The sequence below is a fragment of the Nocardia sp. NPDC004654 genome, assembly GCF_040609595.1.
Lineage (GTDB): Bacteria > Actinomycetota > Actinomycetes > Mycobacteriales > Mycobacteriaceae > Nocardia.
Genome location: NZ_JBEXKI010000006.1, coordinates 197,527 through 220,583, shown reverse-complemented (window position 1 = coordinate 220,583; position 23,057 = coordinate 197,527). Strand labels below are relative to the sequence as shown.

Annotated in this window: 28 protein-coding genes; 14 read left to right on the top strand and 14 right to left on the bottom strand. The window is 67.9% G+C overall.

Annotation, left to right across the window (positions count from 1 at the left end):
* Nucleotides 1–4: 4 nt before the first annotated feature.
* Both ABZV58_RS21485 and ABZV58_RS21480 read right to left on the bottom strand, forming a co-directional pair.
* On the bottom strand, nucleotides 5–427 hold the full coding sequence (locus ABZV58_RS21485; RefSeq protein WP_355001916.1) for a VOC family protein: 423 nt from the start codon (nucleotides 425–427) through the stop codon (nucleotides 5–7).
* A gap of 10 nt (nucleotides 428–437) precedes the next feature.
* A complete protein-coding gene (locus ABZV58_RS21480; RefSeq protein WP_355001915.1) occupies nucleotides 438–1,274 on the bottom strand; it encodes a helix-turn-helix domain-containing protein in 837 nt (278 codons plus the stop codon).
* Between the two features lie 174 nt (nucleotides 1,275–1,448).
* Between ABZV58_RS21480 and ABZV58_RS21475 the strand changes: the two genes are divergently transcribed.
* The 3 genes from ABZV58_RS21475 (at nucleotide 1,449) to ABZV58_RS21465 (ending at nucleotide 4,702) form a co-directional block, all read left to right on the top strand.
* Nucleotides 1,449–2,369 (top strand): zinc-binding dehydrogenase, encoded by a 921-nt coding sequence (locus ABZV58_RS21475; protein WP_355001914.1) that lies wholly within the window; start codon nucleotides 1,449–1,451, stop codon nucleotides 2,367–2,369.
* A gap of 252 nt (nucleotides 2,370–2,621) precedes the next feature.
* Entirely contained in the window at nucleotides 2,622–3,701 is a 1,080-nt protein-coding gene (gene ychF, locus ABZV58_RS21470) for a redox-regulated ATPase YchF (RefSeq protein ID WP_355001913.1), read from the top strand.
* A gap of 392 nt (nucleotides 3,702–4,093) precedes the next feature.
* Complete coding sequence (locus ABZV58_RS21465; protein WP_355001912.1) at nucleotides 4,094–4,702, top strand: hypothetical protein; 609 nt, start codon at nucleotides 4,094–4,096, stop codon at nucleotides 4,700–4,702.
* A 209-nt stretch (nucleotides 4,703–4,911) separates the two neighbouring features.
* Here ABZV58_RS21465 and acpM read toward each other — a convergent pair whose 3' ends face one another.
* Nucleotides 4,912–5,217: a meromycolate extension acyl carrier protein AcpM gene (acpM, locus tag ABZV58_RS21460; protein ID WP_355001911.1), complete on the bottom strand. Its 306-nt coding sequence runs from the start codon at nucleotides 5,215–5,217 to the stop codon at nucleotides 4,912–4,914.
* Between acpM and ABZV58_RS21455 the strand changes: the two genes are divergently transcribed.
* Together ABZV58_RS21455 and ABZV58_RS21450 are read left to right on the top strand one after the other, a co-directional pair.
* Nucleotides 5,183–6,295 carry a MerR family transcriptional regulator gene (locus tag ABZV58_RS21455; protein WP_355001910.1) on the top strand — a complete coding sequence of 371 codons (1,113 nt, stop codon included), beginning with the start codon at nucleotides 5,183–5,185 and terminating at the stop codon, nucleotides 6,293–6,295. The genes acpM and ABZV58_RS21455 overlap by 35 nt on opposite strands.
* 988 nt (nucleotides 6,296–7,283) lie before the next feature.
* On the top strand, nucleotides 7,284–7,514 hold the full coding sequence (locus tag ABZV58_RS21450; RefSeq protein WP_355001909.1) for a Txe/YoeB family addiction module toxin: 231 nt from the start codon (nucleotides 7,284–7,286) through the stop codon (nucleotides 7,512–7,514).
* 92 nt (nucleotides 7,515–7,606) lie between these two features.
* Here the strand turns inward: ABZV58_RS21450 and ABZV58_RS21445 are convergent, their stop codons facing one another.
* The 4 genes from ABZV58_RS21445 to ABZV58_RS21430 form a co-directional block, all read right to left on the bottom strand.
* Nucleotides 7,607–7,789 (bottom strand): DUF6011 domain-containing protein, encoded by a 183-nt coding sequence (locus tag ABZV58_RS21445; protein WP_141808942.1) that lies wholly within the window; start codon nucleotides 7,787–7,789, stop codon nucleotides 7,607–7,609.
* A 147-nt stretch (nucleotides 7,790–7,936) separates the two neighbouring features.
* Nucleotides 7,937–8,290, bottom strand: coding sequence for a GNAT family N-acetyltransferase (locus ABZV58_RS21440; protein ID WP_355001908.1), 354 nt, complete (start codon nucleotides 8,288–8,290; stop codon nucleotides 7,937–7,939).
* Between the two features lie 12 nt (nucleotides 8,291–8,302).
* Complete coding sequence (locus ABZV58_RS21435) at nucleotides 8,303–8,770, bottom strand: hypothetical protein (RefSeq protein WP_355001907.1); 468 nt, start codon at nucleotides 8,768–8,770, stop codon at nucleotides 8,303–8,305.
* A gap of 173 nt (nucleotides 8,771–8,943) precedes the next feature.
* Nucleotides 8,944–9,975, bottom strand: coding sequence for a WYL domain-containing protein (locus ABZV58_RS21430; protein WP_355001906.1), 1,032 nt, complete (start codon nucleotides 9,973–9,975; stop codon nucleotides 8,944–8,946).
* A gap of 135 nt (nucleotides 9,976–10,110) precedes the next feature.
* Here ABZV58_RS21430 and ABZV58_RS21425 point away from each other — a divergent pair, with 135 nt between their 5' ends.
* From ABZV58_RS21425 to ABZV58_RS21400, 6 genes are all read left to right on the top strand, one after another.
* Entirely contained in the window at nucleotides 10,111–10,506 is a 396-nt protein-coding gene (locus ABZV58_RS21425; protein WP_355002215.1) for a RidA family protein, read from the top strand.
* A 75-nt stretch (nucleotides 10,507–10,581) separates the two neighbouring features.
* Nucleotides 10,582–11,058, top strand: a complete 477-nt coding sequence (locus tag ABZV58_RS21420) for a DUF488 domain-containing protein (RefSeq protein WP_355001905.1) — start codon at nucleotides 10,582–10,584, stop codon at nucleotides 11,056–11,058.
* A gap of 989 nt (nucleotides 11,059–12,047) precedes the next feature.
* Nucleotides 12,048–12,440, top strand: a complete 393-nt coding sequence (locus ABZV58_RS21415; protein WP_355001904.1) for a hypothetical protein — start codon at nucleotides 12,048–12,050, stop codon at nucleotides 12,438–12,440.
* On the top strand, nucleotides 12,430–13,425 hold the full coding sequence (locus tag ABZV58_RS21410; protein ID WP_355001903.1) for a hypothetical protein: 996 nt from the start codon (nucleotides 12,430–12,432) through the stop codon (nucleotides 13,423–13,425). The genes ABZV58_RS21415 and ABZV58_RS21410 overlap by 11 nt, the downstream gene beginning before the upstream one ends.
* Nucleotides 13,422–13,907 carry a roadblock/LC7 domain-containing protein gene (locus tag ABZV58_RS21405; protein WP_355001902.1) on the top strand — a complete coding sequence of 162 codons (486 nt, stop codon included), beginning with the start codon at nucleotides 13,422–13,424 and terminating at the stop codon, nucleotides 13,905–13,907. The genes ABZV58_RS21410 and ABZV58_RS21405 overlap by 4 nt, the downstream gene beginning before the upstream one ends.
* 1 nt (nucleotide 13,908) lies before the next feature.
* Complete coding sequence (locus tag ABZV58_RS21400) at nucleotides 13,909–14,280, top strand: hypothetical protein (RefSeq protein WP_355001901.1); 372 nt, start codon at nucleotides 13,909–13,911, stop codon at nucleotides 14,278–14,280.
* A gap of 165 nt (nucleotides 14,281–14,445) precedes the next feature.
* Here the strand turns inward: ABZV58_RS21400 and ABZV58_RS21395 are convergent, their stop codons facing one another.
* A complete protein-coding gene (locus tag ABZV58_RS21395; RefSeq protein WP_355001900.1) occupies nucleotides 14,446–15,057 on the bottom strand; it encodes a methyltransferase domain-containing protein in 612 nt (203 codons plus the stop codon).
* Between the two features lie 17 nt (nucleotides 15,058–15,074).
* A complete protein-coding gene (locus ABZV58_RS21390; protein WP_355001899.1) occupies nucleotides 15,075–16,139 on the bottom strand; it encodes an NAD(P)/FAD-dependent oxidoreductase in 1,065 nt (354 codons plus the stop codon).
* Nucleotides 16,140–16,218: 79 nt separating this feature from the next.
* Here ABZV58_RS21390 and ABZV58_RS21385 point away from each other — a divergent pair, with 79 nt between their 5' ends.
* The gene (locus ABZV58_RS21385) at nucleotides 16,219–16,812 is read left to right on the top strand and encodes an XRE family transcriptional regulator (RefSeq protein WP_355001898.1); all 594 of its coding nucleotides are present in this window, start codon (nucleotides 16,219–16,221) and stop codon (nucleotides 16,810–16,812) included.
* Nucleotides 16,813–16,821: 9 nt separating this feature from the next.
* On the opposite strand, the gene ABZV58_RS21380 is transcribed toward ABZV58_RS21385, so the two are convergent.
* The 3 genes from ABZV58_RS21380 to ABZV58_RS21370 form a co-directional block, all read right to left on the bottom strand.
* A complete protein-coding gene (locus tag ABZV58_RS21380; RefSeq protein ID WP_355001897.1) occupies nucleotides 16,822–17,787 on the bottom strand; it encodes a hypothetical protein in 966 nt (321 codons plus the stop codon).
* Complete coding sequence (locus tag ABZV58_RS21375) at nucleotides 17,784–18,341, bottom strand: hypothetical protein (protein WP_355001896.1); 558 nt, start codon at nucleotides 18,339–18,341, stop codon at nucleotides 17,784–17,786. The genes ABZV58_RS21380 and ABZV58_RS21375 overlap by 4 nt, the downstream gene beginning before the upstream one ends.
* A 414-nt stretch (nucleotides 18,342–18,755) precedes the next feature.
* Complete coding sequence (locus ABZV58_RS21370) at nucleotides 18,756–19,796, bottom strand: DMT family transporter (protein ID WP_355001895.1); 1,041 nt, start codon at nucleotides 19,794–19,796, stop codon at nucleotides 18,756–18,758.
* Between the two features lie 62 nt (nucleotides 19,797–19,858).
* Between ABZV58_RS21370 and ABZV58_RS21365 the strand changes: the two genes are divergently transcribed.
* Nucleotides 19,859–20,674, top strand: coding sequence for an AraC family transcriptional regulator (locus ABZV58_RS21365; RefSeq protein WP_355001894.1), 816 nt, complete (start codon nucleotides 19,859–19,861; stop codon nucleotides 20,672–20,674).
* Between the two features lie 4 nt (nucleotides 20,675–20,678).
* Here the strand turns inward: ABZV58_RS21365 and ABZV58_RS21360 are convergent, their stop codons facing one another.
* Both ABZV58_RS21360 and ABZV58_RS21355 read right to left on the bottom strand, forming a co-directional pair.
* Nucleotides 20,679–21,020: a hypothetical protein gene (locus ABZV58_RS21360; RefSeq protein WP_355001893.1), complete on the bottom strand. Its 342-nt coding sequence runs from the start codon at nucleotides 21,018–21,020 to the stop codon at nucleotides 20,679–20,681.
* 55 nt (nucleotides 21,021–21,075) lie between these two features.
* Nucleotides 21,076–21,558, bottom strand: a complete 483-nt coding sequence (locus tag ABZV58_RS21355) for a MarR family transcriptional regulator (protein WP_355001892.1) — start codon at nucleotides 21,556–21,558, stop codon at nucleotides 21,076–21,078.
* Between the two features lie 75 nt (nucleotides 21,559–21,633).
* Here ABZV58_RS21355 and ABZV58_RS21350 point away from each other — a divergent pair, with 75 nt between their 5' ends.
* Nucleotides 21,634–23,055 carry an MFS transporter gene (locus ABZV58_RS21350; protein ID WP_355001891.1) on the top strand — a complete coding sequence of 474 codons (1,422 nt, stop codon included), beginning with the start codon at nucleotides 21,634–21,636 and terminating at the stop codon, nucleotides 23,053–23,055.
* Nucleotides 23,056–23,057 lie beyond the last annotated feature (2 nt).

The window sequence follows — 23,057 nt, the reverse complement described above, 5'->3', positions numbered from 1 at the left end:
GCGCTCATTCACCCCAGTACGTGCCGAAGCTCCAGAGATTGCCCTCGGGATCGCGGACCGTGAACCCGCGCGACCCGTAGTCCTCGTCGCGCAGTCCGCGCACCACCTCGGACCCGGCGGCGGTGGCGCGCTCGAAGAGCTCGTCGGGCTTGTCGCAGACCACGTAGATCGAATCGTTGCCGGGCTTGCGCTGGCCGAACGGGGTGTCGTCCTTGCCCGCGGAACCGAACATGATGCCGCCGCCGAGCGGCCAGCGCAGCTCGCCGTGCTCGACGATCGACGGATCGTCCTCGCGGGCGTAGACGCCCGAGACCTGGAAACCGAAGGCGTTCACCAGGAAATCGGTCATCGCCCGTGCGTCGCGGAAGGCGAGGCAGGGCCAGATAGCGGTGCGGGTGGTGGTGTCTGTCGTCGTGGGATTCGTCATGCGTCCAGCCTCACCCGCCGAGGCCCGGCTCGTCTTGGACGGATGGAATCTCCTCGGCCAGCCAGGTGGTCGGGCTGCATCCGGCGAGGTCGAGGAAATCGCGGTTCAGGTGTGCTTGGTCGTAGTAGCCGCAGGTCGCGGCGACCTGGGCGATGGAGACGAACGACGGCGTGTGCTCGAGCATCCGCCTGGCCCGCTCGAAACGGGTGACGCGGGCGGCGAGCTTCGGGCTCAGTCCGAACTCCGCGCCGAACTTGCGGGTCAGATGCTGGCGGGTCCAGCCGATGCGTTCGGCGAGCGGGCCGATGCTCGCGGAGCCACCGCTGGCCACCACGGCACGCCAGGCCCAGGTGAGCTCGGGGATGACGAGGCGATCCGGGCAGGCGAGGCGCGTCAGGATCTCGTCGCAGACGGCGAACCGACGCGACCACGGGGCATCGCCCTGTAGGCGCTCCCACAGCTCGTCGCCGGTCGGTCCCGCGACCTCGGCGCATTCGAGCGAAATGTTCCAGATCTCCGCGGCGGGCAGGCCGAACAGTGTCCGGCAGCCGAGCGGAGTGAGCGCGATGGCCACGCCCTCCTGGGTCCCGTTGTGCGCGATGGCGGCCGAACTCGCCTGCAAGCCGCTGAGCACGCAGCGATAGTCGCGTGGATCCTGGGACGGATCGGTCTGCGCCACAACATCGATGGTCGGTCCGATGGCGACGATGAACGTGAGGTGGCGCGACGGCAGGCCCCGGTGCGTGCCGGGCCGGTATCCCGTCATCCGGTAGCCGAGGTAGTGATCGATGAACGCCGCCAGCGCGGGCGCGGGGCGGGCCGTCACCACCTCCGTGGTCGGCTCCATACGGGTCACGGTACGCCCGCGCGGGCAATTCGCGTACCGATCGCCCGCCGTGTGAACGTGGCGCACACCTCGGCGCGGGGTGCGGTGAGATCGCGCACACGGGGCGCCTCGAGTGTGTGAGTTCGGGTTGCTACCCGGTTACCGTTACGCCTTCAGACGAGGAGTGGAGGTGTCATGCGTCGAATCCGATACGAGCGCAGTGGTGGTCCCGAGGTGCTCGAGGTGGAATCGGCCGAGACACCGACACCCGGGCCCGGCGAACTTCTGGTGAAGGTCCACGCGATCGGCGTGACCCTGCCGGTGGTGCGCAAGGTGCGCGAACAGCGCGAGCCGATCCCGCTCGGCGGTGAGATCGCGGGCGAGGTGATCGCCGTGGGCGAGGGTGTCACCGACTTCGCGCCCGGCTACCGCGTCACCGGTCTGTGCTTCGGCCACGGCTACGCCGAGTACGCCCTGCTGCGCCAGGAGATGGCGTCGCCGATTCCCGACGGGGCCTCCGCCGTCGACGCGGTCGCGCTGGTGCGCAGCGGACTGGTCGCGCTCGGTGCGCTGGACGCCGCGAAGCCGCAGTCCGGTGAATCGGCGCTGGTCACCGCGGCAGCGAGCGGCGTCGGTCATCTCGCCGTGCAGCTGGCGCGGGTGCGCGGGGCCAAGCGGGTGGTCGCCGCCGTCTCCGACCCCGCCAAGGGTGAGTTCCTGCGCGAACTCGGCGCCGACGAGGTCGTCGTCTACGGGGAGCCGTGGGGCGAGCCCGTCGATTACGGGCTCGACGCCGTCGGCGGCGAACTGCTCGGACCCGCTCTGGCGGCCGTCGCTCCGGGCGGACGTCTCGTCGCCTACAGCTCCGGCGGCGGCACCATCCAGGCCTACGACCTGCTGTCCGGCGCCAAAGCGGTGATCGGTTTCCAGATGGCGCGGGTCGCGCGCGAGACGCCGGAGGTGTACGAGCACTGGCGGCAGGAGCTGTGGCAGTACTTCGCGTCCGGCCAGGTGCGGCCGGTGGTGCACGGGGAGTTCGCGCTGGAAGACGCGGCCGCCGCGCACGCGCTGATCGAAAGCCGCGGCAACCTCGGCAAAGTCGTGCTGATTCCCTGATCGACGCCGACCGCCTGTCGGCCGCGCCGCAAATGTGCGGCCGACAGGTGATCGCTGCCCCCGATCGGCATGGCCGCACCGCCCATGCCGGGCCGCCGCGCGCCGTCAGCTCGCGACGTTGACGTGCCGGTGAATCGTCCGCGAGTCGGTCGCCAGATCGAGCACGATCAGCGGCGTGGGTCCGGCGGCCGCTGGGACGATGCGGCAGGCGCGAGGAGGGCAGAGGTCCGCGGCGCGTAGACTCTGTACCTCGTGAGTCTCACCCTCGGAATCGTCGGCCTGCCCAACGTCGGAAAGTCGACGCTGTTCAACGCGCTGACCAAGAACGACGTGCTTGCCGCGAACTATCCGTTCGCGACCATCGAGCCGAACGTCGGCGTGGTCCCGCTGCCCGATCCGCGGCTGGACAAGCTGGCCGAGATCTTCGGTTCCGAGCGCATCGTGCCCGCCACCGTGTCCTTCGTCGACATCGCCGGCATCGTGAAGGGCGCGTCCGAGGGCGCGGGCCTCGGCAACAAGTTCCTCGCCAACATCCGCGAGGCCGACGCCATCTGCCAGGTGGTGCGCGTCTTCGCCGACGACGACGTGGTGCACGTCGACGGCCGGGTCGACCCCTCCGCCGACATCGAGGTCATCGAGACCGAGCTCATCCTCGCCGACCTGCAGACCCTGGAGAAGGCGGTCGTGCGGCTGGAGAAGGAAGCCAAGGTCAAGAAGGACCGCAAGCCGGTCGCCGACGCGGCCAAGGCGGCCCAGGAGATCCTGAACAGCGGCAAGACGCTCTTCGCCGCGCAGGATCAGGTGGACACCGAACTGCTCAAAGAGCTTTCGTTGCTCACCATCAAGCCCTTCCTCTACGTCTTCAACGCCGACGAGTCCGTCCTCACCGACGAGGCCAAGGTCGCCGAGCTGAAGGCATCCGTCGCCCCCGCCGACGCCGTCTTCCTCGACGCCAAGGTCGAAGCCGAACTCCTCGAGCTCGACACCGAATCCGCCATGGAACTCCTCGAATCCATCGGCCAGACCGAACCCGGCCTGCACGCCCTCGCCCGCGCCGGCTTCCACACCCTGGGCCTCCAGACCTACCTCACCGCAGGCCCCAAGGAATCCCGCGCCTGGACCATCCACCAGGGCGACACCGCCCCCAAGGCCGCCGGCGTCATCCACACCGACTTCGAACGCGGTTTCATCAAGGCCGAAATCGTCGCCTTCGACGACCTGGTCGCCGCGGGTTCCATGGCGGCCGCCAAGTCCGCGGGCAAGGTGCGTATGGAGGGCAAGGACTACATCATGTCCGACGGCGACGTCGTCGAGTTCCGCTTCAACGTGTAGCTGATCGAAGAGTCCAGCGCCGCGGCGCAGCCAGCTGGCATCAACTGAGCCCATCCGGAGATTCGGGTGGGAACTCACCGAGCTGCACAGGACGCCCGCCTCATCCGGATAACCTTTGACCCCCAACAGCGATTCAAGACGTGTCGACTGCCGCGAACCGTGAATGGCGGCATTACCGGAGAGCCGCGAGCGAACGTTCGTCCAGGTCGTTTCCGAAGAGGCCCGCGAGTTCGCCAAACCCGGATCGTACTTGCGCGGGCCTGGTGGTCGGTGAACGATTGACCTGGCGACGGCGGCGTTCGCGGGCCGCGCGGTGGCACACGCGCTCGGTGGACCGCGACGCTTCGGCCTCGCGACCTTCGCGGAGCGATCGCTCCACCAGAGGAGGACAGATGTTCATCCAAGTGATTCAAGGCAAGGTGTCCGACGTCGACCAATTGCGTCGGTGCATGGATCGGTGGACGACGGAACTCGAACCCGGGGCCGTCGGCTATCTCGGCACGACATACGGACTGTCCGATGACGGCACATTCATCGCGCTGGCCCGTTTCGAATCCGAGGAGGCGGCGCGACGCAACAGTGCGCGCCCAGAACAGGGTGCCTGGTGGGCCGAAACCGAACGGTGCTTCGACGGGCCGGTCACCTTCATGGACTGCCCCGAGGTGACGCAGTGGATGGGCGGCGGCTCCGACGAAGCCGGCTTCGTACAGGTCATGGAGGGTCACACGACCGATACGCGACGGATGCGCGAGCTGCTGGCGCAGACCGGTGATCGCGTGCACGAGCTGCGCCCGGAGATTCTCGGCGGCACCTTGTCGACCTATGGCACCGACGGGTACGTCGAGGCGGTGTACTTCCGGTCCGAAGCGGAGGCCCGCGAACACGAGAAGGTCGAGATTCCGGATGATCTGCGGCCTCTGTTCGAGGAGGAGCGCAGGCTCATGGGTGAGGTCACCTACTTCGATCTGCACGAGCCGATGCTGCTGTCGGCGCGGAAGTAGGGGCGCGGCCGCCTTGGACGTGCGTGCGCGTGGGCCGCGCGTTTGCGGCCGGGAATCGCAACGATGGCTGCGACGCCAACCGAGACGGCGTCGAATCGCGCTTCAGCGCATCACCGCCTGTGAAGAAGTAGCGCAGCTCGTTATCGCTGTTGGTAGAGGTTTTCGTGAGCCCCCATCCGGACAGCCGGTGGGGGCTTACTCGATGGCATTTAATTCTCTTGGCCTTCCTTGAATTTCGCCTCCATTTCCGCAGCGATCTGCGGCTCCTCGGCCTCCATCTTCTGGACGTAGGCAACCGCGTCGCCGACGGTTCGCAGGCTCGCCAAGTCCTCGTCGGGGACCTTCACGGCGTACTTGTCCTCCAGTTGCACGGCGATCTCCACCAGCGACAGCGAGTCGATTTCCAGGTCGTCGACGAAGGACTTCTCGATCACCACCTCCGAAGCGTCGATGCCGGTCACCTCCTCGACGATCTCCGCGATGCCTGCGACGATTTCTTCCCGCGTGGTAGCCACGAATCACCCTCCTCGGTGTAATCACATATCCGCACAACGCCTCTCGCCTTCCAGCACGGCATTGGTTCCTCCGTGTGGGGCCGAACGGCGGTACCAGTACGCTAAAAGCTCCACCGGGGTGGAGGTTCAACAGGTTGTGACGGACGACACACAGGCCGACGTGCTGGTGAGCATTGGGGAATTGGCGCGCAGCACCGGGCTTGCGGTGCGCACAATCCGGTTCTACTGCGACGAGGGCATTCTGGAATCCCGCCGCAGCGCCGGCGGGCATCGGATGTTCGACGCCGACAGCGCCACCGAACGACTGCTGCTGGTCCGGCGGTTGCGCGCGCTCGGTCTCGGACTGAGCTCGATCACCGAAGTGCTGCAAGGAGAGCGGTCGATCACTGAGGTCATCGCCGCCGAAAGTGCCCGACTCGACATCGAATTCAGATCGCTGGCATGGCGGCGGGCCTCACTGCGGGCAGTCGAGACGGCCACCCCGCCGCAGCGGACCGAGCGACTCGCGCTGCTGGCCGCCGCACAGGACGGTAGCGCGGTGCACGATTCCCTCGTACGGTTCTGGCGGCGAATCCTCGCGCGGATACCTCGGCGCGACGTCGATATCTACGTGGGCTGGAATGTCCCGGAGCCGCCCGCCGACCCGTCCGCTGACGAGGTTGTCGCGTACGCCGAGTTGGCCAGGCTTGTCGCCGATCCCGAGATGAAGAGTGTTGTGCAGCAGCAACTTTTGCGGAATCGCCCAGAGCTGATCCGCGATCATCGAGATCTGTATGCCGACGTGGACCACGCACTGCGGGAGGTGGTGCCGCTTGTCGCGGACGGTGTGCGGCCGCGTGGTGGCAGCGAACTCGATCGGTTCGTCAACGCCCATGCCGTCGCGCGAGGGGAACGCGATTCCCTGCGGTTCCGCGAGCAATTACTGATCGACGCAACCGATACCGACTGCCGGATTCATCGTTATTGGGCGCTGACGGGCCAGTTGCTCGGAACTCGTATCACTGTGGGGCGAGCACACAACTGGCTGTACACCGCATTGGCCCACTCCACCGACGTGGCCGAGGCCCCGGCGGCTTAGCGGCAGGGCAACGAGCGATCACGCCGAAATCGGCGAGTCAGTGCCCCCGAGTAGGTCCGTCCGAGTGTGGAGGATCAGTGGCCTCGGTGGGGGCGCTGTCCTGAGAATCGTCGGTGCTGGACCTGGTTCCAATGCGGCGCGGTCTGGCGATGCGCCGAATGCCGGCGGCCGGAGCGTCCTCGCCAGCTCGTTTCCGCCGCATCGCGCCGAGATCGATGACACTCCCATGCTGGTCGGCGCTGCCCGGATCATCCTCCGGAGCGGCGTGCCGCGCGGCACTCGGGTCGACCGGCCACCGTCCTGTCTCGGCTTGCAGTTCCGAGCGCAGCACGGGCCTGGTCGGAGCCGGATCGTAGACGGAGCCGCCTTCCGAACGCCAAGGTTGGTTGGAACGCTCACCGGATTCTGAAACTCGCCGCGGTCGACGTGGGAGCCGGGTGACTTTCGACGTGCCGTCTCCCGCCTCGGCGGAACCGGTCTCGGCAGCCCTCAGGCCTTCGAGCCTTCTGCGCAACCGTTCCACCGCGTCGAACCTCGTCCCGCCGGGCTCCGGAGGGGATCCGCGTCCCGGTTCTTCCCGGTCCGACATCGAGCTAGCAGCCGACGAGTGCCGTCGCACCCGTCGGAGTCACGATCGACGGCACCCCGGGTCGATCTCTCAACTTCTTCCTGATTGCATCGATCACGTCCGAATTCTCCCTCAACCGCGACACTCGTTTCCTGATCGGTCACACTGAGCGCCGGAGCCAGGCTTGCGGGCCGTCGCTCACGTGATGAATCAACGATAACCGGCTCTATCGCTCTACCCTCAGCCGCTTCGCTGCGCCGCATTTTCGGAACTCCGCTCAGCACCTGAACCTCACCATAGGATCTTCGCAACCTCAGTCATGCGCTGGCTTGTCACGTATGGGAAACGCAGTCGGCCTCGGTCGATCGAATCGGCGCACGCGGCGCGGCGCGGCCGAGGCCCACGAGCTGATCGATCCGGATGTCTGATCGCAAATTGGTCTTCACCGCCTATGGGTGGGAGACCTATACCTCATGGTTGGCCCGCGACCGCACGAACCTGAATGCGGCAAACAAGGTCATAAACGCTGCGCTTGCGGACCCGTTCGTCGGCATTGGCAAGGCCGAGCCGCTGAAGCATCATTTGGCGGGGTACTCGTCGCGGCGAATCACCCGCGAACATCGGCTGATCTACCACTGTCACGGACAGTGAGTTGGTTGTGGTTGGAGTTGGCGGGCACTACGACGACTGACCTCGGCGGTTTCCGACAGTGTCTGCCCGACCGAGCGCGAGCACCCGCGTCTTCAGGCGACGATGTCGAACAGGGTGAGTTCGCGTGCTGCGGCGGCGCGCTGTTCGGCCCGCTCGCGGATGGCGCACGTCGGACCGATGCCCTGCGCGACCGATTCCGCCGACACCAGCCAGCCGTGACAGCGGCGGCAATGCGCTACCAGCCTGATCTCGGGACGATCGTCGGTCTCGGCCACTTCGCGCTCCTTCGGCCGCTGCTGCTCCGACCTCGAGAGTGACACAGGGGGCCGACACCTTTTGGGCGATCACGGCCGCTGGATATCAGGAAAGGACGCTTGTAGGAGGCGTTTTCGTTCGGACACCTTCGGTGATCGCGTGAGCAGTCAGCGTTTGTTGGCGGTTCGGGTCGCGACGAGGACCGGCTGGTCGGGGAGTTCGGCTGCGGCCGTGCGCAATACGGCGGCAGCGGCCTCGAACGCCAGTCCCGCGCCCCAGGCGTGGCGCCGCATCAGGTAACCCAGTTCCAGTCCCTGACCGTTGGCGGTGACGTGGCCGGGCTCGTCGGCGGCGCGCCGTTTGAGCTCGAATGTTCCGATCAGGTTGTCGGTGGCCTTATCGGCCTTGCTTGGACGTTGATCCATCAGATCATGGCATCGCCGCGTGGACGCCTTCGACGATGCGGTTGCTGCGGACCGGTGGTCGTCCACTGATCGGGACGCGGGCCAGTGGACGACCACGGACCGGTGCGATCAGAGCCGGAAGATGCGCGAGCCCACGGCCCATCCGGCGCTGGACCAGTTCGGGCCGAAGCAAGCGACCGTGCCCGGCTGTCCGACGGGCAAGTCGACGCGCGTGGTGTACAGGCCGATGGCCGGTGGGAAGGCCGCGAAGTTGTATCCGACGCAATCGATTTCGAGGCGGTAGGTGCCTTCTCCGCCTCGGCACACGCCGTTGTAGGCCCATGAACCGTTCATCGACCCCTCGCAGCCGGACGAGTCGGCGACGGCGGTTCCGGCGATCGCCGCTGTCGCGGTGAGTGCGAGAACGGGGGCGGTCAGGCACATCGCTACTGCCCGTGGCGAGATCTTCACGAAGTCTCCGATCGTGTAGTGGTCGATTTCATAGGATGTATCCGCCGCTGTGTCGTGGGATGTTACATGCGACTGCGACTCCTGCTGCCGGACAGTCCAATTCGTGCAATGGGTCGGCCCGCGCATCGCACTGTCGACAGAGGCGAACCGCAGTACGTGAGGTGCGCATCTGTTATCGGCGCCGAAAGGGGCAGCAGGGCGCGGTGATGGCGGCCAGCTGGTCGTCGGCGAGGGTGCGCTTCGAGGCAGACGGAAGCGGAACTCGAGTCCCGCCAACGTCATTGCCCATTTCTGGTCGCTCAGCGGGATGCCGGGGGAGAGTCACTGCCGGAACTTTCGGAAGCGTTCGGCGGTGGGCCGTATGACTCTCCGTAGCAGGTGGCGACCGCGGCGGCGCGATCGCGCAGGGAGGTTCGCAGCCATTGCGGGGCAAGGACTTCCGCGTCGGCGGCGAGCTGCCACAGCGCCCATTCCGCATGTCTCGAATCTTGGAATGTCGCTTCCAGTCGCAGTCGGCCGTCTGCGTCGGCTTCTTCGGAGCGGACGGCCAGCGCGGTGCCCACCAGCTCCTCCCTCCGCGCCGGGTCCACCCGTGCCAGCACGCTGACCTGGTCGCCGCCGGTCCGAAACCGCGTGCTGCGTTCCTGCCAGGCCCGGTCCAGGTCGACCCGGTCCGGTCGCTGTGCGGGTTCGGGGAGTTCCTCGGCGGCCAAGATTCGAGACAGTCGGTAGGTGCGGTCCGCGCCGGACCGCGTGGCCAGCAAGTAGCCCTGCCCGCGGGCGGTGACCAGGCCGATCGGGTCCACCGTGCGCCATTTCGGGGTCTGGTCCACGGCCGCGTAGTGGATGCGCAGCTTGCGTCCGGCGAACACCGCGCGCCGAACCTCGGTCACCACGGCGTCGGGCGCCTCCTCGGTGACCAGCCGGCGCGAGAGGAGATCGGTCTCGGGATCGATGAGCAATCGCTGGGCCGCACCGGCCGCGGTGGCCCGATAACTTTCGGGCAGCGCGTCGACCACCTTGCGCATGGCCGACGCTAGCGCCGAGCCGAGGCCGAATGCCTGTGCGCCACGCCGGGATCCGGCCACCAGCAGGGCAAGTGCCTCGTCGTGGTTCAGTCCGGTGAGCTCGGTCTGGAAGCCGGGCAACAACGCGAAACCGCCATGCCTGCCGCGTTCGGCGTAGACCGGGACACCGGCCGCGGACAGCGCCTCGATATCGCGCAGCACGGTGCGGGTGGACACCTCCAGCTCGCGGGCCAGCGCGGTCGCGGACAGCCGACCGTGCTGGCGCAGCAGCAGCACCAGCGAGACCAACCGGTCAGCGCGCATACGAAAATTATGTCAGCAATACACGACACAAGATGTCGTGTATTGGCTGAGAGGCTGTCCAGCATGACAAAGAAGATGGTTACCGAGCCGATGGACGCACGGACTCTCGAGGACTCGACCGGCGCTGACGGGGCGATGGAGCGGACGGCGATCAATCCGTGGCCGTGGTCGGTGAAGTTGGGGTACAACCAGGGTGAGATCGTCTCGGGGCACACCCGGACCCTGTATTGCGCCGGGCAGACCGCGATGAGCGGTGACGGCGAGCCGCAACACGCCGGTGACATGGCGGCGCAGTTGGGGCTGAGCCTCGACAACCTGGAGGCCGTTCTCGGTGAGGCGGGCATGTCCCTCGCGAACCTCGTCCGGCTCAACGTCTACACCACCGACGTCGATCTGCTTTTCCAGCACTACGGAGTGCTGGCGTCGCGATTGGGCGCCGCCGGGGTGGCGCCGGCCACCACGATGCTCGGGGTGACACGGTTGGCGATCCCTGTCCTGATGGTGGAGCTCGAGGGGACCGCCGTCGCCTGAGGCGATCGCGCCACCTCGGCGGGACAAGCGGAACCGGCACGATAGCAGGCAGGTGGGTGATATCCGGTGGTCGGAATGGTGACGATCGGCGTCTACGGCTTTACCGCCGAAACCTTCCTCGACGAGCTCACCGGCGCAGGCGTGGGGTTGCTACTCGACCTCCGCCAGCGCCGGGGGGTGCGGGGCCCCGACTACTCCTGGGCGAACTCGGCACGGCTCCAGAGCATGCTCGCCGCGGCGGGCATCGGCTACCGGCATGTGAAGGGGCTGGCGCCGACTACCGAGCTGCGTCAGCTCCAATATCGCGAGGACGACCGGCAAGGCGTGGGCAAGCGCAACCGCATCGCGCTCGCGCCCGAGTACGCCGAGCGCTACACCCGTGAGATCCTCGACCCGTTCGACCTCGGCGCGCTCGTGGCCGAGCTTCCGAGCGACGCGGTGACCGCGCTTTTCTGTGTCGAGTGCGATCCGGAGGCATGTCACCGCTCGCTCGTGGCCGAGCGTCTGCGTGTCGAGCACGGGCTGCCGATTACGGACCTTCGCCCGGGTTGAGCCAGGCCTGTCACCGGTCGTCAGATCCGACGACGCCGAACCCGCCGCCGAGTCGGGGCCGAACAAACGCCGTCGAGTCGGGGCTGAGCCCGCCGCCGAGCTGGGGCCGAACAAGCGCCGTCGAGTCGGGGCTGAGCCCGCCGTCGAGTTGGGGCCGAGCCCGCCGCCGAGCCGGAGGCGAACCCGCTGCCGAGTCGGGGCTGAGCCCGCCGTCGACTCGGGGCCGAGCCCGCCGCCGAGCCGGACGCGAACCGCCGCCGAGCTGACGCCGAGCGCGCCGTTTCGCGACGCATGACGGCGTCCAACTGCTCGAGTCCGAAGAGGAGGCGCGGCGTAGAGGGGGCTGATCAGATCCCGATGCCTGATGCGCAAGCAGGTCGGAGCGGCCGGTTGACGAAGCTGGGCGGAATGGATTCGAGTCGGCTCCGTGTCCCTGGTCGAGGGCAGCGACAAAACCGACGAAGTGGTCGCTCCGCGTGATTGGTGAGATTGCTGTTGGTCGAGACCGTTGCACCGCGCCAGCCGAATTCGACCGTTCGAAAACTCGTCGAGTCTGGTCGAGAACGTCGTACTCGCTCTTCTGTTCGCCCTCGCGCCATGCGCGGCCCACGCCACCTCAGGCTGCGCGGCGCAATTGTGCCATCGTCACGGCGAGTCCGCGTCCGCTGCGCAGCGCACTCCCCAAAAACACTGGGCGGCAACAAAGTTTGCGAGCACGAGCGCGCATGGATAGCTGTGTAGAGCCTACCGGTAAGAAATGAATCCTGCAGCGCGAGTCTTCCGCATTGTGGGCAACCTAATTTCGCAAAGCGAGATGACAAAAGTCCCTTAACTACCGGTAGGTTTCAAATACCGGAGGGTATTCTTTTCTCGTTTCCATGGGAAATGCGTTGTGTGCTGAGAAATTTCCCGGCGATAGCTGTACATCGGTCACCGGGCGTGTGTAGCGTCGGGACTCGCTGAATCCCTCACAGACAAGCGGTGGCACGGTGATCGGAATTGAGGGCTGCCTGAAACGCATCATGGACATTCCGGGTGCGCGCAGCGTGACGATGGTGGACGGCGCGAGTGGTCTGGCGATCGCCGCTGCCGGGGAGCACGACCTGGTCGACGAGCACGAAGATGCCGCGGCCACAACGGATGTGGTGCGCGCCGTGCTCGGCTGCTCGGCGCTGGCCACCGGTCGCGACGGTGACGATCTCACCGAGATCATCGTGTGCGGTACCCGCGGATTTCACTTGCTGAATCTGGTGGACGGCGATTTCGACGGACGGCTTTTCGTGCACCTCCTGTGCGACGACGACACCGGGAATCTGGCTATGGCGCGATTCCAGCTGCGAGCGATTCTGGCGGAATTCGCCGAGGACGGTCATGGGCGTTGAACTCGCGGTCGAGCTGCGGCGGCTGGAAAAGGAAGGGAGTACGGGTGTGTTGCGCGCGGGCGATGGCGCGTTTCATCTCACCGGCGGCGTGATCGCCTCCGCCGATTGCCGCAGGGCGACCGGATTGGATCGGCTCGTGGTGGAGGCGGGCGTGGCCACCGCGGAGGATTGGCGGCAAGCGGGTTCGGGCGACCCGGGTCAGGTGCTGAACCGCCCACGACTGGAAACCCTTGCGCTGCTTTCGGTTTTCGATGCGGCGTATTTTCTGCTCGCGTCGTCCGCCGTCCCCGAGTTCCGGCCCGCTCCGCCGCACTGGCTCGCCCCGGTCTGTCACATCACGCCGCGCGCACTGGTGCAGGAATGCGCGCGGCGCGGTGATCCGGAGTCCGGACCCTGGCCTGCCGAGCTGGTCGACCGGGCTCCGGTAGTTCCGGTGCGGCGCGTCCGGCGGCGGCAGGTGGTGCTCACGGCGGGCCAGGCCGAGGTGCTCGCGGCGGCGGATACCCAGCGCAGTATCACCGGAATCGCGCGCGACCTCGGCCGCACCACGTACGGATGTCTGGAGGCGGTGCGGGAATTGACCGCGGCGGGCTTGATCAAGCCGCCCAGTCCAGTCGTCGATCGAGGAAGGCACACTGCCCACTGGGGTGCGGGGTTCGAGCCGTACAGCGGATCGCAGGGTGCTCGCACCGACACGCGAAATGGCAAGCACGCCAAGATGACCGGGCCGGGCGCTACCGAATTGGCCACGCGCACCGGGGCGCCCGCCGGAGGGCGCGTCATCGAGATCGAGTCGCCGGCTGGAGATTTCGGCTGTGCGCGAGAAGACGAGCCGTCCGCGCCGATACCTCGGATCAGCGACCCCACCGCGCCACCACTACGCCGCCGGGTGCGGTCGGCCCTGCCGCCGACCGCGGAACAGTGGGAGCCCGTGGACCGCGATGTGCTGGTTCGCCTGCGGGCGGCGTTGGAGGAGCTTGCGTGACCGCGCGAAAGAAATTGCTCGGCGATTGGATGGGAAGGTTTACCAAGGTGGCGATGTCCGGACCCGAACCGAACGCGGCGGTGCTCGCGGAACTGAAGATGCTGCGGGATCGGGTGCCGCAATCGACCGGCGCGCTGGTCTCCTCCGGCGATGGATTGCTGATCGCCCACGACCTGCCCGCACACATTGAACCCGACGGAATGGCAGCGCTGTCGGCTTCGCATCTGGCGCTGTCGTACCGGCTGTCCGCCACCGCCAACGGCGGCGGCTTCCACGAGGTCGTGGTGCGCGGCACCGAGGGACACGTGGTGATCTACGCGGCGGGCTGGGCCTCGCTGACCGTACTGGCCGGACCCGAAGTGAACGTCGGCCGGCTCCACCTGGAGTCGCGTCCGGTGGCCCGCGCGATCGTCGATCATCTGGCGGCGCTGGCGACAAGGCCCGGAAAGGACCGGGCAGTGCACACCCATCGAAAGGAATGAAATGACGAATCTCGATCTGGCGCTCAAGGACATGATGGTGATCGACGGTGCGGTCGGTGCCGCCGTCGTGGACTACAACAGTGGCATGGCGCTCGGAATGCTCGGGAGCTCGAAGTCGTTGGACCTGCAGGTCGCCGCGGCGGGTAACACCGAAGTGGTGCGCGCCAAGCTGCGGACCATGGAGCAGCTCGGTCTCAATGACGACATCGAGGACATCCTCATCACCCTCTCCGGCCAGTACCACATCATCCGCCCGATGACCGGCCGCAAATCCAAAGGCCTCTTCCTCTATCTCGCCCTCGACCGCGGACGGGCCAACCTGGCGCTCGCCAGGCACCACCTGCGCGGCATCGAAGAGGACCTGGAGGTCTGACCCGCTCGCGGCGGTCAGTGCGCCGCCGCCGCGGCCGGGAACCATTGGGGGTTTCAGGGTTGGGCAAGGCGGCGGCCGTGTGGAAGTGGACGAAGCATGTCGTCCAGGTCGTTCCGCCACAACCGGTCACGCGCAGGGCACACCAGGTAGCCCGAAGCGGCCGAGTCAGCGATGTTTCCGGGCCACAAGCACGGCGTCGCGAAGCTCGATTTGGTGACTGCCGTGCGTCACCGTTCGAGATCTGTTCTCCGCCACCATGATTTCCCAGCGGGTGGGATCCAGCTCCGCCGCCAGGCTTTCCGCCGTGACGTGCACTCCGGAGGCGTGCGCTGTCGAATGCGCGTCCGTCGGATGATGGCCGACGATGAGGAGTGTGCCGCCGGGCGCGACCGCGGGGGCCAGTCGGCGCAGCAAGGTTTCGGCTCCGGTGACGGGGTGGGCGTAGTGGGAGCAGACCAAGTCGAAGCTGCTCTCCGGCGGCGTCCATTCGGTCAGATCCGCTGTGAGCCAATCGATTCGATCGGCCACCTCGGGACCGCGGATATCGGCGCGCTCGCGGGCGCGCTCGAGTGCCGCGGTGGCGAAGTCGACGGCCGTCACCCGCCAGCCGTGCGCGGCGAGCCAAACCGCTTCCGCGCCTTCGCCGCAGCCCGCATCCAGGGCGCGCCCCGGCGGCAGTTCCGCCGCCTCCACCGTCAGGTGTGGGTTGGGTTGGACGTGCGGAGTCGTCGTGCGGTAGCGGTTCTCCCAGAAGGCGTGGTCGAGTTGTTCGGACACGGTGCTCCTTTCGTCGTTCACAGGCCGTGGCGGCTGGCGCCGGAGTTCGCCTCGCTCAGGCGCGCTTCGGTGTCGGCCGAGAACGGTTCCGCATACCTCGGCCACGTGCGGTGGTCCGGTGCCGGACCGCGTCCGTCGGCGCTCGAGTAGGCGGCGACCGCGTTTCGGGTCTCTTCGGCGACCAGGTCGGCGTTGATCTGCGCCCCTGCCGTGGCACCCGCGGCGGCCGCAGCACCGACTTGGGCGGCCAAGTCGGTGATATTGCCCGCTGCCCACACGCCGGGTACCTCGGTGCGGCCGGTCGGATCTGCCGCGATGAACTCGCCCATCGGGTGCTCGCTGGTGCGCAGTCCGAGCGTCGCGAGGAACTGGGCCCGCGCCACCATGCGCGACCCGACCGCGACGACCTCGCGTTCGATCACCGTGCCATCGCTCAGCCGCACGCCGGTGATGCGATCGTCGGCGATGACCAGGTCGGCGATCCCGCCCTCGACCAACCGGATGCCGCGCGCGGCGAGCTGCACCGTCTCCTCGTGTGTCGGTGTGGTCGTGTCGGTGAAGAACACTACGTCGGTGCTCAGCTGCCGGAACAGCAGCGCCTGGTGGACCGACATCGGACCGGTGGCGAACACGCCGATCGCTCGGTCGCGCACTTCCCAACCGTGGCAGTAGGGGCAGTGCAGCACGTCGCGACCCCAACGTTCGCGCAGGCCTGGGACGTCGGGCAACTCGTCGACCAAGCCGGTCGCGAGCAGCAACCTGCGGGCGCTGACCGTCCGGCCGTCGGCCGTCGTGAGCGTGAATCCGTCGCCGTCCCGGCTCGCGTCGCGCACCTCGCCGGAAACGAGCTGAACGCCGAACTGCCGGACCTCCGCGCGGCCGCGTTCGAGCAGCTCGGCGGGCGGCATGCCCTCCCGCGCGAGCAGGCCGTGCACGCCGTCGGCCGGTGCGTTGCGCGGCGCGCCCGCGTCGATCATCAGCACCGAGCGTCGCGATCGGCCGAGCATGAGCGCGCCGCTCAGCCCCGCGGCGCCGCCGCCGATCACTACCACGTCATAGCTGTCTCTCAGTTGATCGGTCACGTGACCACCTCCTGCGACGACTATGCGAGCCCCGCCGCCGAACCGGCAACTTAGTTTGCCAGTCTGGCAAACTGGTCCCATGGACGACGGCCTCGACCGAGCACTCGACGCGGTCGGTCCCCGACTGCGTGCCCTGCGTCGGCAGCGCGAAACCACGCTGGCCGATCTTTCGGCGACCACCGGGATATCCGTGAGCACCCTTTCCCGACTGGAGTCCGGCGCGCGGCGGCCCACTCTCGAACTGCTGCTGCCGCTCGCCAAGGCGCACGGCGTCACGCTGGACGAGCTCGTCGACGCGCCGCCCACCGGCGATCCGCGCATCCACCTGCGACCGGTCACGCAGCACGGCATGACCATGGTTCCGCTGACCCGTCGCGCGGGCGGCATCCAGGCATACAAGATCGTCCTGCCGCCCGCCGACCCCCGCGTGCAACCTCGGCCCCAGACCCACGAAGGATACGAATGGGTCTACGTCCTGAACGGACGCCTCCGCGTCATCCTCGGCGAGCACGATCTGAAACTGGTTCCTGGCGAAGCGGCCGAATTCGACACCCACATACCCCACTGGTTCGGCGCCGCCGACGCCGAACCAGTCGAATTCCTCAGCCTCTTCGGCAAACAGGGCGAACGTGCTCACTTCCGCGTCCGACCGAAGTCGAAACGCGGAGAGTGACAATTCAATTCAGGGCAGGAGTTGGTTGAAGAAGGTGCGGTAGGCGCGGAGGGTGTTGCGGAGGTCCTCGGTGTCGGGGTCCTGGGACCAGCGGGTGGTGAGGCCGCGGCGGTGTTCGGAGTAGGCCGCGGTGAGGTGGTCGATGGTGTTGGCGACGAGGTTGTCGGCGCGGGAGACCGCGTCGCGGGGGTTGTCGATGAAAGAGCCTTGGACCGTGCGCCATTCGGTGCGGAGGCGTTCGATCTCGGCTTCGGTGAAGAGGGGGATGGGTTCGTCGTGGGCAGCGGTGGATTTGCCGTTCGGGGTCGCGGCGGTGGTGTTGTCGTGGGCTCGGTCGCCGCCCACGGCCTCCGCGGTGCTGGCATCGCGTGTGCCGGTGCTCGGGGCTGCGTGGTCGCTGTTCGGGATGTCGCCCGACGTGTTCACGTGCGCGTCGGTGGGCGTGAGGTGGGCGGCGGTGCGCGCCTCGCGGTCCGTGCTCGATGCCGAGTCGGTGGTACCGGGCGCATCGATGGCGTTGCCCGGCGCGGGGTTGGCGCCGTGTGCTTCGTTGTCGCCCAGCGCGGAAGTGGCGCCGCGTGCTTCGAGGTTGGCGTTCGGCTCGGAAGTGGCGCTGCGTGATTCGTTGCTGTCGCCCGGCGCGGAGTTCGCGCTACGGGTTTCGATGTTGTTGCCCGGCGCGGGGTTGGCGCCGTGTGCTTCGTTGTCGCCCAGCGCGGAAGTGGCGCCACGTGCCTCGTTGTTGTTGCCCGGCGCGGGGTTGGCGCTGCGTGCTTCGATGTTGTCGCCGGGCGCGGGGTTGGCGCTGCGTGCTTCGATGTTGTCGCCGGGCGCGAAGTTGGCGCCGCCAGCTTCGATGTCGCGCGGCGCGGAGCTGGCGCCGCGCGCGTCGCGGTGGTCGCCCGGCGTGGGATCGTTTGGAGCGGTGCGCGATTCGGTGGTAGCGCGGCGGGTTTCGGTGTGATCGGTGTTCATGAGAGGGCGTCCTTGGTCTGGCGGGTCCGGCCGTTGAGGAGGTCGTGGAAGAGTTCGCGGTAGTGCACGATGGCGGTGCGCATGTCCTCGGTGTTGGTGTCGCCATTGCTGCGGGTCGCGATGGCGTGGGCGCTGCGGTAGTGGCCGAGGGCGGGGGCGTGCTCGACGGAGAGGTCGGCCAGCTGCTGGTCGTAGCTTTCCGCGGGGTAGCCGCGATCGGACATGACGCTGGTGACGAGGCGGTCGGCGTCGGCGAGCGCTGCGGCGGGGTCGTCTACGAAGCGTTCCTGCACGTCGGCCCACCGAGCGGTGTACTGCTTCCGCTGGTCCTCGGAGAGATCCCGTAGCTCGAGTTCGGCGTGGCGGAGTTCGCGTTCGCGTAGTTCGCGTTCGGCGGCGCGGCGGCCGTCCCGCTGCTCGACGGCCCGGTCGTATTCGGGTCCGAATCGTTTGCGCAAGCGGCGAGTTCGCAGCAAAGGCCAGGACAAGAGCAGTACGGCCGTGAGCGCGACGAGCACCGCCACGATCGCCACGGCCACCATTGCGGATGACACGGGTTTCTCCTTCGACGAGTCTGTCGAAGCGGTAGTGCCTCGTTCCGCCGCATCCAAACCTCCGACCTTCGAACCGACCGGTCTCGAATGCTGTTCGATCGCGGCGATTCTCAGCCGCGCCGCCGCTTGCGACCACCCGGAGGAGCGAAGCGCCTAAGGCCGCGATCAGCTGCTCGGCAACGGTGTCCGGCGCGGTCAGTGCCAGGTGATGACCGGAGTACTCGATGGTTGGTTGTCCAGCAGCCCGCACCACCGCGGACCGCTCCACCGCCTTCAGTGCGGCGGCAACGAGACGCCAGGAATCCGTCCGATGAGCGGGATGTGCACGGGGTCGAGCAAGGATGATCCACGCGATCACCACCCTGCACCGGACCGGTTCGATCCATCCGATGAATCTAGTTCGGCCGCACGGAATCAGCCGCCGCCGAGACGGAGTCGGTCGCCGCCGAGACGGAGTCGGTCGCCGCCGAGACGGAGTCGGCCGCCGCCGAAGCGGGATCGACCGCCGAGGCGCTCGTCCGACCTCCTCTCGGAACTGGCCGCCACACAATCGTCTTCGACGACGACTCGGCCAGGATCCGCCGTCGTCTGCACCGAATCATCGATCGCCGGACGCGTATTCACCCACGCCCCAACGAACATCAACCCCGCCCCGATCCCCTGCAACGGAGCAATGGACTCCCCGAGCATCATCCATGCGCACGTCAACCCGAAGGCCGGGACGAGGAACATCGCGGAGGTGGCGGTGGTCGGCCCGACCTGGCCGACCGCACGGTAGTACAGGACGTACGCGAGCGCCGTCGGCAGCGCGCCGAGATACGCCTGGTTGAGCCAGAATTCGGGGCCCAGTTCCGACCATCGCACGTCACCGAAGGCGGGTATGGCGAGCAGCCCGAGGGCGGCGGTTCCCGCTGCGGTCGCGTAGACGGTGACGGTGGCCGCGGGCATTCGGCTCAGTAGCGGCGCGCCGAGCAGCGTGTAGGCCGACCAACAGGCCGCTGCGCCGAGAAAGGTCAGGTCGCCGAGCAGGCGGGTGTTTCCGGTATCCGGAATGCCGAGGAAGAACACGAACCCGCCGCTTACCGCGAGAACCAGCCCGAGCAACCGCATCCCGGACAGTCGGACGCGCCCGAGCAGGACGCCGACCGCGACCGTGAAGATGGGCGCGGCCATCGGCACGATCACACTCCCGTCGGCCGCGGGCGCCAAGGAAAGGCCGAGGAAGAACAGCGCGTTGTAGCCGAACACGCCGACCATGCCGACGCCCGCGACGCGCGGCACTTCGCCGGCGGGCAGCCGGGGCGCGCGCAGGACGGCCAGCAGCACGAGGGTGCCGCCGAGGAACCGCAGGAATCCCGCCACCTCGTGTGGGACTTCGCCGACGGCGGCCTTGGACGAGGCGAAAGCGCTGCCCCACAGGGCCATGACCAGGATCAACAGCAGACGGATACGCACGTCTCGATACTCGGCGCGGACCGCCCCGGCGTCTTGAACGCTGGTGCGGGGAGAATGGGGCGGTGAGCGAATGGGTCGAATATCGGCGGATGCCGGACCGGCCGGTGGAGGTGATGCGCGCCCACTTCGAGCGGCACGTCTACCACCCGCACGCGCACGAGACCTACTCGTTCGGCCTCACCGACTTCGGCGCGCAGAGTTTCGACTGTCGCGGCGCCGCCCGGGTCAGCGCGGCGGGCATGGTGATGGCGTTCAACCCGGACGAACCGCACGACGGGCACAGCGCCACCGAGGCGGGTTTCACCTATCGAATCGTGCACATCGGCACCGAGCTGATCACCGACCTGCTGTCCGACCGGGCCGGTCGCCCCGCTGGCCTGCCGCTGTTCGCCGAACCGGTCCTGCACGATCCGTTGCTCGCGGGCGCGCTCGGCAGGCTGTACGCGAGCCTGACCTCGCCCGCCACCGAATTGGCGAGGGACGAAGCGCTTTCCGCCACGGTGGCGGCGCTGGTGCAGCGCGGCGCACGTACTCCGCGCACCAGAACAGTGATCGGCGGCGGCAACGGCGCGATCGCGCGCCGCGTGCGCGATGTGCTGGACGAGCGCTATCTGGAGACGCTGTCGATGGACGATCTCGTCACCGCGACGGGCGCCAGCCGCTTCGCGCTCTACCGCGCCTTCCGCGCGAATTACGGTCTGGCGCCGAGCGATTACCAGCGCATCCTGCGGCTGCGGGCGGCGCGGCGGTTGATCGCGGCGGGCCGCCCGGTCGCCGAGGCCGCGGTGGCCGCTGGCTTCGCCGATCAAGCGCACCTGACCCGCTGGTTCCGCCGCTGCTACGGCATCACGCCCGGCGTGTATTCGCGCGCGGGCTGAACGCTCAGGCCGTGGCCCGCGCCCAGCGCCGTTTCGCCCAGCGGCGCACGGCCGGGCTGACCAACAGCGCGGGCAGTAGCACGATCGAACCGAGCAGCATGCCCACCAGCATCAGTCCCGAGAGCAGTTCCCCGATCGCCTGCACCGCGGCGGGTGCGGCGAACAGCGCCGCGAACGCCGCGACCGCGAAGGCGGGCGGATAGTGCCCCGCTTGGGCGAGGATCGCGGCGGCCGTGCCGAAAGCGACGGCGAAGGCGAGACCGACGACGCCGATCAGGTAGTTGTCCCAGGCGAACCAGCTCGGTCGGACCGTGCCGTGGCGCCGGGAATGCCGAAGTTCTCCCATCGTCGGGAGCATAGTGCGCCCCTGCTGCGCCGCAGGGGATTCGGCGAAGTCGAGCTCAGCGCGCCGCGGGCGGCCGCGGCCACGGGTTGTGCTCGAGGTGTTCGATGGACTCGTTGAAACGCGCGACCAGCGCGCTGAGCTGACCGATATCGGACTCGGACCACTCGGCGACCACGGCGCCGATGCCGTCGCGGCTCTGGGCGCGGTCGGCGGCGAGCAGCTCCATGCCCTTGGCGCTGGCTCGGATCTTGCGCGCGATACCGCCTTCCGGATCCGGAACCCGTTCCACCAGACCGTGTTTGAGCATGGCGCCGACCTGCCGGTTGATGGTGGAGATGTCGAGGCGGAAGGCGTCGGCGAGTTCGCGAAGGGTGAGCGGGTTGTCGATCTCCAACCTGGTCAGGATCAGAAAGGCCGAGCGGTCCAGCTGAAACCCTGGGCGGCGCAACACCGAGGCGGGGAAGTGCCGGGAGAGCAGCGCGAGCTCGAAGGCGAGGCGCGTCAGCGCCGCTGGGTCGGCGGGTTCCCGGTCTGGCATGGCACTCACTATGTCGCCTGGATCACTTCTATGACAAATTGTGCAGCATACACACGATGTGTACCGTACACATGCATGTCCATTGCCGCGTCCTCGCCCGCCACCGAGGCCGATACCCGCCGCCCGGCCCCCCGCCTGCTCATCGCCACGCTCGGTGCGGTCGGTGTGGTCGTCTCGCTGATGCAGACGCTGGTCATCCCGATCATTCCCGCGCTGCCGACATTGCTCGACACCTCCGCTTCGAACGCGTCCTGGGTGATCACCTCGACGCTGCTGGCGGGCGCGGTGTTCACGCCGATCGCGGGTCGTCTCGGCGACATGTTCGGCAAGCGCCGCGTGCTGTTCGCGAATCTGCTCGCTCTCATCGCCGGTTCGGTGGTCTGCGCGAGCTTCTCCTCGTTGGTGCCGGAGATCATCGGGCGCTCGCTGCAAGGCGCCGCCGTCGGCGCTATTCCGTTGGGGATCAGCATCATGCGCGACGAACTGCCGGTCGAGCGGGTCGGTTCGGCGATGGCGATCATGAGCGCGACGCTCGGCGTCGGCGGTGCGATCGGCCTGCCGGTGGCCGCGGCGATCGCGCAGAACGCGGACTGGCACGTGCTGTTCTGGAGCTCCGCGGCGCTCGGCGTGCTGTGCCTGGTTCTGGTCTTCCTTTTCGTGCCGGAATCGCCGGTGCGTACTCCGGCCCGATTCGATTTCGGTGGGGCCGTGGGTCTTTCGGTGGCGCTGTTGGCGCTGCTCGTCGCGATCACCAAGGGCGCGGACTGGGGTTGGTCCAGCGCCTCGATCCTGACGCTGTTCGCGGTGTCGGTGGTGGTCTTCCTCGGCTGGGGCTACTACGAACTTCGGCAGGGCGCGCCGCTGGTCGACCTGCGGGTCTCGGCACGACCGCGGGTGCTGTTCACCAATCTGGCCTCGATCGCCGTCGGCTTCTCGCTGTACGGCATGTCGCTGACCTTCCCGCAGCTGCTGATGGCTCCGAAGGAGACCGGCTACGGCTTCGGTCTCTCCATGGTGAGCGCCGGATTGGCGCTGGCCCCAACCGGTTTGGTGATGATGGCGCTCTCGCCGGTGTCGGCGCGTTTGTCGGCGGCGCGCGGACCCAAGGTGACCCTGATGCTCGGCTCGGCCGTGATCGGCGTCGGCTACCTGTGCGCGGTGCTGTTGATGAACAACGTCTGGGAGATCATGCTCGCCGCCGTGATCGTCGCGGGCGGTGTGGGTTTGGCCTACGCCGCGATGCCCGCGTTGATCATGGGCGCGGTGCCGATCACCGAGACCGCCGCCGCCAACGGGCTCAACTCGCTGATGCGCTCGATCGGCACCTCCACCTCCTCCGCGGTGATGAGCGTGGTGCTCGCGCACATGACGATGTCGCTCGGCGCGCACCTGCTGCCCTCCCGCGAGGGCTTCCACACCACCTTCTTCATCGCCATGGCGGCGGCGGTGGTGGCCATCGCGCTGACGGCTTGCGTTCCGATGGGCAAGAAGGACTGACC

Bases quoted from the DNA above. Each gene is read 5' to 3' on its own strand.
- ABZV58_RS21485 (WP_355001916.1), bottom strand. From the start codon at position 427: ATGACGAATCCCACGACGACAGACACCACCACCCGCACCGCTATCTGG.
- ABZV58_RS21480 (WP_355001915.1), bottom strand. From the start codon at position 1,274: ATGGAGCCGACCACGGAGGTGGTGACGGCCCGCCCCGCGCCCGCGCTG.
- ABZV58_RS21475 (WP_355001914.1), top strand. From the start codon at position 1,449: ATGCGTCGAATCCGATACGAGCGCAGTGGTGGTCCCGAGGTGCTCGAG.
- ABZV58_RS21465 (WP_355001912.1), top strand. From the start codon at position 4,094: ATGTTCATCCAAGTGATTCAAGGCAAGGTGTCCGACGTCGACCAATTG.
- ABZV58_RS21455 (WP_355001910.1), top strand. From the start codon at position 5,183: ATGCCTGCGACGATTTCTTCCCGCGTGGTAGCCACGAATCACCCTCCT.
- ABZV58_RS21450 (WP_355001909.1), top strand. From the start codon at position 7,284: ATGTCTGATCGCAAATTGGTCTTCACCGCCTATGGGTGGGAGACCTAT.
- ABZV58_RS21435 (WP_355001907.1), bottom strand. From the start codon at position 8,770: ATGCGCGGGCCGACCCATTGCACGAATTGGACTGTCCGGCAGCAGGAG.
- ABZV58_RS21430 (WP_355001906.1), bottom strand. From the start codon at position 9,975: ATGCGCGCTGACCGGTTGGTCTCGCTGGTGCTGCTGCTGCGCCAGCAC.
- ABZV58_RS21425 (WP_355002215.1), top strand. From the start codon at position 10,111: ATGGAGCGGACGGCGATCAATCCGTGGCCGTGGTCGGTGAAGTTGGGG.
- ABZV58_RS21420 (WP_355001905.1), top strand. From the start codon at position 10,582: ATGGTGACGATCGGCGTCTACGGCTTTACCGCCGAAACCTTCCTCGAC.
- ABZV58_RS21410 (WP_355001903.1), top strand. From the start codon at position 12,430: ATGGGCGTTGAACTCGCGGTCGAGCTGCGGCGGCTGGAAAAGGAAGGG.
- ABZV58_RS21400 (WP_355001901.1), top strand. From the start codon at position 13,909: ATGACGAATCTCGATCTGGCGCTCAAGGACATGATGGTGATCGACGGT.
- ABZV58_RS21385 (WP_355001898.1), top strand. From the start codon at position 16,219: ATGGACGACGGCCTCGACCGAGCACTCGACGCGGTCGGTCCCCGACTG.
- ABZV58_RS21380 (WP_355001897.1), bottom strand. From the start codon at position 17,787: ATGAACACCGATCACACCGAAACCCGCCGCGCTACCACCGAATCGCGC.
- ABZV58_RS21360 (WP_355001893.1), bottom strand. From the start codon at position 21,020: ATGGGAGAACTTCGGCATTCCCGGCGCCACGGCACGGTCCGACCGAGC.
- ABZV58_RS21355 (WP_355001892.1), bottom strand. From the start codon at position 21,558: ATGCCAGACCGGGAACCCGCCGACCCAGCGGCGCTGACGCGCCTCGCC.
- ABZV58_RS21350 (WP_355001891.1), top strand. From the start codon at position 21,634: ATGTCCATTGCCGCGTCCTCGCCCGCCACCGAGGCCGATACCCGCCGC.